Annotated in this window: 8 protein-coding genes; 4 read left to right on the top strand and 4 right to left on the bottom strand. The window is 69.5% G+C overall.

Features of this window, described 5'->3' with window-relative positions:
- Positions 1–214 precede the first annotated feature (214 nt).
- A complete protein-coding gene (locus JK363_RS14770; protein WP_201875323.1) occupies positions 215–2,593 on the top strand; it encodes an ATP-binding cassette domain-containing protein in 2,379 nt (792 codons plus the stop codon).
- Positions 2,594–2,663: 70 nt separating this feature from the next.
- Here JK363_RS14770 and JK363_RS14765 read toward each other — a convergent pair whose 3' ends face one another.
- Entirely contained in the window at positions 2,664–3,410 is a 747-nt protein-coding gene (locus tag JK363_RS14765; RefSeq protein ID WP_201875322.1) for a thioesterase II family protein, read from the bottom strand.
- A gap of 158 nt (positions 3,411–3,568) precedes the next feature.
- Here JK363_RS14765 and JK363_RS14760 point away from each other — a divergent pair, with 158 nt between their 5' ends.
- The 3 genes from JK363_RS14760 (at position 3,569) to JK363_RS14750 (ending at position 8,238) form a co-directional block, all read left to right on the top strand.
- A complete protein-coding gene (locus JK363_RS14760) occupies positions 3,569–4,939 on the top strand; it encodes a cytochrome P450 (protein ID WP_236075771.1) in 1,371 nt (456 codons plus the stop codon).
- Positions 4,846–6,372: a (2,3-dihydroxybenzoyl)adenylate synthase gene (locus tag JK363_RS14755; protein WP_236075803.1), complete on the top strand. Its 1,527-nt coding sequence runs from the start codon at positions 4,846–4,848 to the stop codon at positions 6,370–6,372. The genes JK363_RS14760 and JK363_RS14755 overlap by 94 nt, the downstream gene beginning before the upstream one ends.
- A gap of 63 nt (positions 6,373–6,435) precedes the next feature.
- Positions 6,436–8,238 (top strand): non-ribosomal peptide synthetase, encoded by a 1,803-nt coding sequence (locus JK363_RS14750; RefSeq protein ID WP_201875320.1) that lies wholly within the window; start codon positions 6,436–6,438, stop codon positions 8,236–8,238.
- Between the two features lie 48 nt (positions 8,239–8,286).
- Here JK363_RS14750 and JK363_RS14745 read toward each other — a convergent pair whose 3' ends face one another.
- From JK363_RS14745 to JK363_RS14735, 3 genes are read right to left on the bottom strand one after another with little or no spacing between them, the layout of a single operon-like run.
- Entirely contained in the window at positions 8,287–8,982 is a 696-nt protein-coding gene (locus tag JK363_RS14745) for a tryptophan 2,3-dioxygenase family protein (protein WP_236075770.1), read from the bottom strand.
- Between the two features lie 45 nt (positions 8,983–9,027).
- Entirely contained in the window at positions 9,028–11,067 is a 2,040-nt protein-coding gene (locus tag JK363_RS14740) for a KedN5 family methylcobalamin-dependent radical SAM C-methyltransferase (protein ID WP_215910908.1), read from the bottom strand.
- A 41-nt stretch (positions 11,068–11,108) separates the two neighbouring features.
- Positions 11,109–11,795 (bottom strand): class I SAM-dependent methyltransferase, encoded by a 687-nt coding sequence (locus JK363_RS14735; RefSeq protein ID WP_201875319.1) that lies wholly within the window; start codon positions 11,793–11,795, stop codon positions 11,109–11,111.
- Between the last annotated feature and the right edge of the window lie 205 nt (positions 11,796–12,000).

The raw sequence follows: 12,000 nt of genomic DNA, 5'->3' as shown, positions 1-12,000 counted from the left end.
ATCCAGAACACAGGGCACTCAACTCACCCCATAGTGACGCAACCCACAGGGTTGGCTACCAAGCTGAAAGAAGTTGGCCAGACACGCACAGTTGCCACCCTGTGTACGGACCGCAGTTTCCGGTCAACACGGTGCCAGGGTCCGATACGGACCCGACAGCGAAGACAGGCTCGTTCGACAACAAGACACCCTCGTCCGGCAAGTGGAGGATTGGATGACCGTGAGGACGACTGCCGACACTCAGCAGACCGAACAGGACTTAGCCGATCAGCACGACCGGATCCGCGTGCACGGCGCGCGGGAGAACAACCTGCGGGACGTGAGTCTGGAGATCCCCAAGCGCCGTCTGACGGTGTTCACCGGCGTCTCCGGATCGGGCAAGAGCTCGCTGGTCTTCAACACGATCGCCGCCGAGTCGCAGCGGCTGATCAACGAGACCTACAGCGCCTTCGTACAGGGGTTCATGCCGTCCATGGCGCGGCCCGAGGTCGAAATGCTGGACGGGCTGACCACCGCGATCATCGTCGACCAGCAGCCGCTGAGCGGCCACCCCCGCTCCACGGTCGGCACCGCCACCGACGCGGGCGCGCTGCTGCGGATCCTGTACAGCCGGCTCGCCAAGCCGTATATCGGCAGCCAGAAGGCGTTCGCCTTCAACGTCGCGTCGGCCGACGCGTCGGGAACCCTGGTGGTGGGCGGAAAGGCCATCGAGAAGCGCGTCAGCGTCGTCGGCGGCATGTGTCTGCGCTGCGAGGGGTTCGGCACGGTCACCGACATCGATCCGGACCAGCTGTACGACGCCGACACGTCGCTGGCCGACGGCGCGATCACCGTCCCCGGCTGGAAGCCCGACGGCTGGGTGGTGCAGTCGTTCATCCAGTCCGGCTTCCTCGACCCGGCCAAGCCGATCCGCGACTACACCGCCGGGGAGATGCACGACTTCCTGCGCCGCGACCCCGTGAAGGTCAAGGTGAAGGGCGTCAACACCACCTACGAGGGCCTGCTCGCCCGGGTGCGGAAGACATTTCTGGCCAAGGACCAAGAGGCTCTTCAGCCGCATATCCGGGCCTTCGTGGATCGGGCGGTGACCTTCACCGCCTGCCCCGACTGCCACGGCACCCGGCTCAGCGAGCTGGCCCGGTCGGCGAAGATCGACGGGGTCAACATCGCCGAGGCCTGCGCGATGCAGATCACCGACCTGTCCGCGTGGGTCCGGAACATCGCCCAGCCGTCGATCGTCACCCTGGCGGCGAACCTGTGTCAGGCCCTCGACGCCTTCGACGACATCGGTCTTGGCTACCTCTCGCTGGACCGGCCCACCGGCACGCTGTCGGGCGGCGAGGCACAGCGCGTCAAGATGGTCCGCCATCTCAGCTCGGCGCTCACCGACGTCACGTATGTCTTCGACGAGCCGACCGTCGGCCTGCACCCGCATGACATCCAGCGGATGAACAGCCTGCTCAGGCGGCTGCGCAACAAGGGCAACACCGTGCTGGTGGTGGAGCACAAGCCAAAGATGATCATGATCGCCGACCATGTCGTCGACATGGGGCCGAAGGCCGGTACCGAGGGCGGCCAGGTGGTCTTCGAAGGCACCATCGACGAGCTGCGGTCCAGCGGGACGCTGACCGGCCGGCATCTGGATGCCGGTGTCTGTCTCAAGCCGTCGGTGCGCACCCCGACGGGCAAGCTCGCGGTGCGCGGCGCCAACGACCACAACCTGCGGAACGTCGATGTCGACATCCCGCTGGGCGTACTCACCGTACTCACCGGAGTGGCTGGTTCCGGCAAGAGCTCGCTCATCCGCGGCTCCGTGGCCGACCGGGAGGGGGTCGTGCTGGTGGACCAGGGCCCCATCAAGGGCTCCCGGCGCAGCAATCCGGCCACCTACACCGGGATGCTGGAGTCGATCCGCAAGACCTTCGCCAAGGCCAACGGTGTCAAGCCCGCCCTGTTCAGCCCCAACTCCGAGGGCGCGTGCCCGCAGTGCAAGGGCGCCGGGGTCGTCTACACCGACCTGGCGATCATGGCGGGCGTCGCCATCACCTGCGACGAGTGCGAGGGCAAGCGGTTCCAGCCGTCGGTCCTCGACTACCGCGTCGGCGGCCGCAACATCAGCGACGTCTTCGAGATGTCGGTGGCCGCGGCCGAGGAGTTCTTCGGCCAGGGCGAGGCGCGCACGCCCGCCGCGCACACCGCCCTGCGGCGGCTCGTGGACGTCGGGCTCGGCTACCTCCCGCTCGGCCAGCCGCTCACCACGCTGTCCGGAGGCGAGCGGCAGCGGCTGAAGCTGGCCACGCACATGAATGAGGACCGCAGCGTCTTCGTCCTGGACGAGCCGACCTCCGGTATGCACCTCGCCGACGTGGAGCAGCTCCTCGCGCTGCTCGACCGGCTGGTGTCCGCGGGCAAGTCGGTCATCGTGATCGAGCACCACCTGGCCGTCATGGCGCACGCCGACTGGATCATCGATCTGGGTCCCGGCGCGGGCCACGACGGCGGCCGGATCGTCTTCGAGGGGACACCGGCCGACCTCGTCGCCGCCCGCTCCACCCTGACGGGCGAGCACCTGGCGGATTACGTGAGCAGCTGACCGACGCCTGACCCACCTGGTGCGCCGCCGGGGCCCGTTGGCCTCGGCGGCGCACCCTTTTCCTGGCCGGTCACGCCGTTTCGCGCCCCAGGATGTCCGACACCAGACCCGCGATGTCGGTGCCCACGTGGAAGTGCCCGCCCGGCCGGACCCGCAGCCTGAACTCGCCCGAGGTGACGTCCGCCCACTCCCCCAGCAGCGCTTCGTCCACCATCGGGTCGCCGACGCCGTGGTAGCAACTCACCGGGCAGGACAGCGGCTTGGTCCCGGAGCAGGGCCGGTAGGTCGCATGCGCCCGCAGGTCCGAGCGCAGCGTCGGCAGCAGCAGCTCGCGCAGCTCCTCGTTCTCGGCAATGCCGGGGTCGATGCCGCCCAGCGCGTACAGGGTCGCCCAGAATTCGTCGTCGGGCGCCGCGTGGACCTCCCGGTTCTTCATATGCCCCGGGGGAAGACAGGCGGAGGCGCACAGCATCCTCGGCTGTTCGCCCATGTCGCGCAGGAGCAGGGCGGACTCGTAGGCCACCAGGGCGCCCAGGCTGTGCCCGAACAGCACGTCGTCGCAGGTGGGCAGCCGGAGCAGCTCCGCCACGGCGTGGCTGGCCATCTCGGCGACGTCGTCAACCAGTTGCTCGACAAAGCGGTCACCGCGTCCGGGGTACTGGACGGCCACGAGTTCGACCTCGGGCGGCAGTGCCGTGGCCCAGTCGGCGAACGCCGACGCCGAGCCCCCGGAATGCGGGAAGCACACCAGTCGGACGGCGGGGGCCTCGACCGTGACCAGTGACCGAATCCAGCCCTGTTCCCGCATCCGGCTCATCGCATCGCCTTTCTCGATAGCCCACCGCTTTCACCAGTTCCATGGTGTCCGCTTCCGCCGCCATCACGGGATTCACGAAAGAACTAGGTAAGACATGGGGGGCGCCGGGCGGTCGGGTCATGACGATTTATCACGGTGCCAGTGAAAGGAGTGTCCGGATGAGTTTGTCACTCGACCTCACGGACCCGGCCACATTCGTCGAGCACGACCCGCACGCGTTCTGGCGGCGGGTGCGCCGGGAGCGGCCCGTCCACTGGCACCCGGCCGCCGCGGGACGCCCCGGTTTCTGGGTCGTCGCCGGGTACGAGGACGTTCTGTCCTGTCACGACGACTGGAAGCGGCTGAGCTCCGCCCGCGGCAACGTCCTGGACGTGCTGCTGCACGGCGGCGACTCGGCGGGCGGGAAGATGCTCGCGGTCACCGACCGCCCCCGGCACCGGCAGTTGCGGAGCATCATGCTGCGCGCCTTCTCCCCCCAGGTGCTGGGCGAGGTGGTGCGCAGGGTCGAGCAGCGCACGGCGGAACTCATCGGGAAGGTCACCGAGCTGGGATCGTTCGACTTCGCCGCGGAGGTCGCCGAGCACATCCCGATGAACACCATCTGCGATCTGCTGTCCGTTCCCGAACAGGACCGCAAGAGCCTGCTCGCGTGGAGCAAGGCGGCGCTGGCATCCGATGCCCCGGGCGGCGCGCAGCTGGACGCGCTGGAGGCCCGCAACGAAATCGTGCTCTATCTGATGGACCTGGCCTTCGAGCGGCGCGCGAACCCGGGCGACGACGTGATCAGCATGATCGCCGGGGCCGAGGTCGACGGCCGGCCACTGACGCCGGAGGAGATCGCGCTCAACTGCTACAGCCTCATCCTCGGAGGGGACGAGTCGTCGCGGATGACCGCGATCAGCTCGGTCCTCGCCTTCACGCAGCACCCCGAGCAGTGGCGGGGTCTGCGCGAGGGGAGCATCTCCGTGGACACCGCGGTGGAGGAACTCCTGCGCTGGGCGACACCGGGTATGCACTTCGCGCGCACGGCCCTGTGCGACTTCACCCTGCGGGGCGAGCGGGTGCGCGCGGGCGACATCGTGACGCTCTGGACCATCTCCGCCAACAACGACGAAACCGTCTTCGCGTCGCCGCGCGACCTCGACCTGTCCCGCGCCCCGAACAAGCACCTCACCTTCGGCCACGGACCGCACTTCTGCGTCGGCGCGGCGCTGGGCCGGGCCTCGGTGAGCGCGCTGGTACGCGGTCTCCTCGCGCACGTGGACAGGATCGAACTCGGCGGGGAGCCGTCCCGGATCTACTCCACCTTCCTTTACGGCCACAGCAGGCTGCCCGTCACCTTCCATCCGCGCTCCTTACGAAAGGCAACGCGATCATGCTTGACGGATTCGTCCCCTGGCCCGGCCACCTCGCGGAGAGCTACCGCCGACGGGGACTGTGGCTGGGGCGGCCGCTCGGCGACCTCCTGCTCGACTCCTGCGAGCGGCACGCCGACCGCGTGGCCGTCGTCTGCGACGAGGAGCGGCTGACCTACGCGGAGCTGGCCCGGCGGGCCGACCGGCTGGCGCGCGGACTGCTCGGGGCGGGACTCAAGCCGCTCGACCGGGTGGTGGTGCAGCTGCCCAACGTCCCCGCGTTCCCCGTCGTGCTCTTCGCGCTGCTGCGCGCCGGGGTGATTCCGGTCCTGGCCCTGCCCGGGCACCGCGCGCTGGAGATTGCCCACCTGAGCGAGCACTCCGGTGCCGTCGCCTACCTCGTGAAGGACGAGTTCGGCGGATTCGACTACCGGCAGCTGGCGCGGGAGATCCCCTCGGTCCCGCGGGTGCTCGTCAGCGGTGACGCCCAGGAGTTCACTTACCTGGACTCGCTGCGCGGCGACGACATCGCCCTGCCCGCGGTGGACCCGGCCGCCCCCGCGCTGTTCCTGCTGTCGGGCGGCACCACCGGACAGCCGAAGCTGATACCCCGCACCCATGACGACTACGGCCTCGTCGTGCGGGCCTCCTCCGAAGCGGTGGGCGCCGACCGGGACTTCACCTATCTCGCCGTCAACCCGGCCGCGCACAACGCGGCGTTGGGATGCCCCGGCATCCTGGGCGCACTGCTGCTCGGCGGCAAGGCGGTACTGACCTCGACGGTGCGGCCCGACACGGTGTTCCCGCTGGTCCGCCGGGAGGGGGTCACCCTGACCACGGTCGTCCCGGCCGTGCTGCGGCTGTGGGCCGACGCGGACCGGGACATGAGCGACCTGGCGGGGCTGACGCTCCAGGTCGGCAGCGCCCCGCTGGACCCGGCACTCGCGCAGCGGGCGGGCAAGGCGCTGAGCCGCGAGGTGATGCGCTGGTACGGCATCAGCGAGGGCTTGCTGACGCACACCAGGTTCGACGACCCGGACGAGGTGAAGACGGGCACCGACGGGCGGCCCATGTGCCCGGAGGACGAGGTGCGCGTCGTCGACAAGTCCGGGGCGGTGGTGCCCGACGGCGAGACCGGCGAGCTGCTCACCCGGGGCCCGTACACGATCCGCGGATACTTCCGGGCTCCCGAGGAGAACGCGCGCTCGTTCACACCCGACGGGTTCTTCCGCACGGGCGACCTGGTGCGACGCTCGGCCGACGGCAACATCGTCGTTGTCGGGAGGGTCAAGGAGATCATCAACCGCGGCGGCGAGAAGGTGTCCGCCCTGGAGGTGGAACGCCAGTTGTGCACCCACCCGGAGGTGCGGGACGCCGCGGTCATCGGCGTGCCGGATGCCTCCCTGGGCGAGCGGACGTACGCGTTCCTGGTGGTCGCCGGGGACGGCTTCCGGGCGGCCGCTATGAAGGAGTTCCTCCGGGGGTGCGGGCTGGCCACGTACAAGATCCCCGACCGGATGGTGCGGCTCGACGAGCTGCCTCGCTCCCCGATGGGCAAGGTCGACAAGAAGGCCCTGCTGTCGCTCGCCACACAACCCGCGAGGTGACCTGTCCGAGCCCCCGGGCGGCGCACAGTCCACATGTTCGGGAGAAACGGAGGACCAGGTCCCATGACACGTGACGTCGACGGGCACGGCGCGGCGCACGGCCGCGCGCCGGACGTGGTGCCGCGCACCGTACCGCGTCTGTTCGAGACGGTCGCCGCGCGGGCGGGCGACCGGACCGCCGTGCTGTTCGAGGACACGGCCGTCAGCTACGCGGAGCTGAACGCGGCGGCCAACCGGCTCGCACGGTGGCTGATCGACCGCGGGGTGGGCCCCGACCGCGCGGTCGCGGTCTCCGCGCCCAAGTCCGAGGACCTGATCACCGTGCTGCTGGCGGTGCTCAAGGCGGGCGGTGCCTACCTCGCGCTCGACCCCGCCTATCCGTCCGAACGACTTGCGCACATGGTGGCGCAGGTCCGGCCGGTGCTGCTGCTCCACACGTCCAAGGACGCGGAACTCGCCACGCCTGGCACCGACATGCCGCGCATCGTCATCAACGACCCCGACGTCCGGGCGGAGTGGGAGACGCGTCCCGGCCACGATGTGACCGACGCGGAACGGCACGCGCCGCTGCGTCCCGACCACCTGATGTACATCGTGTTCACCTCGGGGTCGACCGGCAGGCCCAAGGGTGTCGCGGTGACGCACGGCGGCGTCGCGGGCCTGGTGGCCGGCCAGCGCGAACAGATCGGCACGGGCCCCGGCGACCGCGTGCTCCAGTGGGCGTCGATCAGCTTCGACGCCGCCTTCTGGGACATCTCGCTCGCGCTGATGTCCGGCGCCACCCTGGTGATGGCCGCGGCCGACGACCTGCTTCCCGGCCAGCCGCTGCGGGACACGCTGATCGAGCGGCGGGTGACCCATGCCACCCTGCCGCCGGTCGCCCTGAGCGTCACCGACGCCGACGATGTCCTGCCGGGCGGCACGCTGGTGTCGACCGGCGACGCGGTGTCCCCCTCCCTGGTGCGCACCTGGGCCGAGGACCGGAGGATGTTCAACGGCTACGGCCCCACGGAGGTGACCGTCGGCAGCAGCATCGGGCGCATCTCGGATCCCGACAACATCGGCATCGGCCGGCCGTTCCCCGGCAGCGCGGTGCGCGTCCTCGACGAGCGGCTGTCCCCCGTCGGCAGCGGTGAGGAAGGCGAGCTGTATCTGGCCGGGCCCGGCCTGGCGCGCGGATATCTGAACCATCCCGGGCTGACCGCCACGCGGTTCGTGGCCGACCCGGCGGGCCCGCCCGGCAGCCGGATGTACCGCTCGGGCGACCGGGGGCGGTGCCGCGCGGACGGCGAGCTGTTCTTCACCGGCCGGGTGGACAGCCAGGTCAAGGTCCGCGGCTTCCGGATCGAACTGGGCGAGATCGAGGCGCGGCTGGCCGCGCACCCGGCCGTGGACCTGGCCTGTGTCGTGGTGGAGGGCGATATCGCGACCGCCCGGATCATGGGGTACGTGACCACGTCCACCGGCACGGGCGCCGACGGCGCGGAGCTGCGGCGGTACGTGGCCAGGTCGCTGCCCGAGCACATGGTGCCGTCCACCGTGGTGGTCCTGGACCGCTTCCCCACCGACCCGAACGGCAAGGTCGACCGGGCGGCCCTCACCGCCGCCCGCGCCGGGCACCCGGCGGCGGAGGCGGCCGCCTCCGGGGACATCGACCTCTGCGAGCTCGTCCGGCGGATCCTCGGGGTCCCGCGGGTACGGCCGCAGGACAACTTCTTCGAACTGGGCGGCCACTCGGTCCTCGCGACGATGCTGGCGCGCCAGATCCGCAAGGAATTCGACGTCGTGATCCCGATGCGGAGCATATTCGAGGCCACGACGCTGGCCGAACTGGCGGATCTGGTGGACGCGGCCCGGCAGGGGTGAAGGCCAGGGTCCGGCTGCGCAGAGGGCCGTGCGCACCCGGCACGGCCCTCAGCCGTCGTGCAACTGGCTCCGCAGCCCGCGCAGCTCTGCGAACGGCATGGTGACCCGCCGGGCCAGGAAGTCGACGCCGCTCGTGCCGCCGGTGCCCTGGCGGTTGCCGGCCATCTTCGACATCAGCGCCAGGTGGGTCACTTTCCAGTGCCAGTAGCCGTTGCCGATGTCCATCAGCGCCTCGGCGATGCGGTGCAGGGCCCCGGCTCCCACGCCCTGCCGGCACACCTCGGGAACCGTCCGGCCGTGATACGCGGCCGCCGCCACGAACGCCTGGTACAGACTGCCGGGATGCTGATCGCTACCCAGCAGCCGTGCCAGCTGCCGGAACTGCGCCGACTGGGCGCCGCTCGCCGTGCCCAGGTACGGCCGGAACTCGGCGAAGTACTGGACCGGCAGCTTCTCCAGGGCGAGCAACTGGCCGTGCAGCACACGCAGGATCTCCCCCGTGCGCATCAGGAACTCGACGCCGGACTCCAGGTCGTCGACGTCGCAGGGCGGCGTGAGCGCATCGGCCGCGGCGCCCAGGTCCGCCCCGACTTGCTTCAGCCACAGCTCACACGACTGGTGAGTGATGATGAAGAACTGCTCGGCCAGTACCGCCGCCCGGCCCGCTGTCGCCGGAATCCGGGGCTCCTGCAACGAGAGCAGGGTCTCCATCTGCAAATAGTCGGTATACGTCAGAGTGGTCAAGACACCGCTTCCTCGCTGGTCAATTCCGGTCCCTTCGGGGACCGTTCACGAATAGCCGCCGTGCTCGCTGAGCGTGAGGGACAGGCCCTGACGGCCGCCCTGCACCTGCTGGGCGTCCTCGTCGGCGTCCTCCGCGTCGCGTTTCGCCGCGCGGACGGCGGCGGCGGCCTCCACCTCGTCCCGGGTCAGCCCGATGAAGTGGACGACCTCCTCATGGTTCGTGGACCCGATGAAGTTCTCCGCGCCCTGGCGGTAAAAGAGGTCCACGGTGTGCTCACGGGCCGTCAGGTCCGTCGGTGTGACCTGCCCCGTCCGCAGCGCGACGAGCAGCGCCGCCACGTCGTAACGCATCGTCACGCCGCTGCGCCGCAGATACCGCTCGCCACGGATGGTCTCGGTGTCCAGGCGCTCGGGCCGGCCCGCGGCGTCGGGGTGGTGGTAGTACGGCTGGGTGAGCAGGTCGTACCGGAAGACCTCGTCGAAGAGGTCCCCCCGCTCCGGGGGCAGCAGCGGACGCACCGACTCCGTCCACCAGCGTTCCAGCAGCTCCCGTGCCACCGGGTCGCCGAAGAGGTACTTGATGGCGTCGCCGCAGGCGGTGTTGCTGTTCTCCGCCTCCGCGACCCAGGCCCGCAGCGGCAGCGCCGCCGGATCGTCGACCTGGTGCACGAACGCGTCGAGGTTGGTCAGCACCTGGGACTGGGTGAGGTCGCTCAGATCGCGGATGGCGACCCACGTACCGCGCAGGACGGCGTTCTCCGCCATCACCCGCGCCCAGAACAGGAACCGCTTCATCCGCCGGTTGTCGGCAAAGCTCATTGTGTTATGGGACAGGATGTACTCGAAGTCGTCGACGTTGCCGCGCACGGACACGATGCCGTACTCCGCCTTCTTCTCCGCGTAGTCCGTGTTGGGCAGCAGATGCAGCGGATACACGGCGATCCGCGAGACATGCCGGGACAGCCGGTCGTAGCCCTCCAGGAACGACTCGACCGTCTCCCCCGGGGCACCCCAGATCAGCTCCGCGTAGGCGTCGAGGCCCTCCCGGTTCAGCCAGGCGGCCAGGTCCTCCCAGTCGTTCACCTTCATGTTCTTGCGGTTCATCAGGTGCAGCGCGGTGTCGTCGAGCGTCTGGAGCGCCAGGGTGAAGGAGCTGCGCATGCCGTGCTTCTTCATCTTCCGCACGATGTTGAAGAACACCTTCGACTTGTTCTTCGCCCACGAGGCTTCGACCGCGCGCGGATACCCGTACCGCTCACGGAGGTCGATGACATCGTCGACGAACTCCTCGTCGGCCCGCAGCATCCCGAAGTTCGCGTCGCAGAGCACGATGGTGTGCACCTTGAGCCGGGCGAACAGCTCCAGCTCCGCCCGCAGCCGGGCCCGCGAGAAGCTCTGCACCCGCTGCCCGACGGCACCGCCCCAGTAGCAGAACGAGCACTTGTACGGGCAGCCGCGGTTGGTCTCCATCAGCGCGACGTCGTAGCGGAACCGGTCGTTGTCGTCGAGCAGCGGAATCGCCCCGGTCAGGAACGGCGACGGAATCACGTCCAGGTCCTGAATCCGGGGCCGCGCCGGGGTCGTCACCACGGTGCCTCCGGCGTCCTTGTAGGTGATGCCGGCGATGTCCCCGAGCGCGGTGCGGTCCACTCCGCGCAGATACGCGTCGAGCACATCGGGCAGCACCAGGTCGCCCTCGCCGTTCACGATGACGTCGACGTCGTCGAACATCCGGAACGTGCGCTCGGCCTGGTTCGCCACATGCGTGCCGCCGAACACCACCAGACCGCGCGGGTTGAGCTGCTTGAACGTCTCCGCCAGCGCCCCGAACTCACGGATGTTCCAGCCGAGCACCGAGAACGCCAGCACGTCCGGCGCCCCGTCGGCGAACAGTTCGTTCGCCATCCGCATCAGGGTGACGCCGCCGCGGAAGTTGCGGATCGACACGTCCACGTGGTCGCGGACGCGCTCGTCGGTCTGGACGCAGGCCTTCAGATATCCCGACGCCAGCGGCATCGACTCCAGGGGCATGTCCCACACGCCCTGCTGCACCAGATGGACAGAGAGCCGCCCGAGTTCCTCCATGATGAACACTCCTCGTCGTCCGTGCGAGGCGGCGGGTGTCGTCAGATACGGCGGAACCGGTAGAGCCAGGAGGCCGGTTGGAGGGTCTCCGTCGTCTCGGACGGGAGGATGTAGTGCACCGCGCTGTCGGTGACGGACTCGACCGTCCAGTGCCGGGAGAAGCCGTCCGGGATGTGGTTGAACGTCAAGCTCAGTCCGCCGGCGCCCTCGTCGTCCTTGGGGACCTCCTTGGGGATGCCGTCGATCTCCTCGGCGAGCCGCGCCGTCAGGTCCTCCATCCCGCTCTGGGTGAGGGCGAGGACATACGCGAACGCCCCGGGCCGGCACAGCCGGTGCAGCACCGCCGCGTAGGTCGCCAGCGTTCCGGAGTCGAACATGCGCGCCGTACCGGAGTCGATCACGGTGTCGTAGAGCCCGCTCTTCCCTCCGTCCGCAAGGATGTCGGCGACCTCGAAGGTGACGTCGAGACCGCGCTCCTCGGCCTTGCGCCGTGCCGTGGCGATCGCCGTCGCCGAGAAGTCGACGCCGGTCACCGTGTGGCCCTTGCTCGCCAGATAGAGCGATGTCTCGCCCGTGCCGCAGCCCGGATCAAAGACGTCACCCCGGACGAGTCCCGCCTCCTCGATCGCGACGAAGGCGGGCTGCGGCCTCTCGATCTCCCATGGCGGGCGTTTGCCGTACACGCTTTCACCGCGATAGACGGACTCGAAGAGGTCGGATGAAGTCATGTTCTCTCCCGACTGAGAAAAGTGGGCCAGTCAGATCCGTCTCGGGCGTGAGAGGGCACGGTAAGCGTCATACGCGAGACGGGCACGGTTTTATCGTGATGCGGCCGCCTCTCCCGAGCGTGCTCATTCTTGGTAGCACAACGAGACCTGCCCTTATATCAACTCTGTCAACTGTCCTTCACGAAACTCCGGCGACGCCTGCCCG

It is taken from the genome of Streptomyces coffeae (genome assembly GCF_016741875.1).
GTDB lineage: Bacteria > Actinomycetota > Actinomycetes > Streptomycetales > Streptomycetaceae > Streptomyces > Streptomyces coffeae.
The sequence above is the reverse complement of the archived record's forward strand: the minus strand, read 5'-3'. Positions and strand labels throughout refer to the sequence as shown.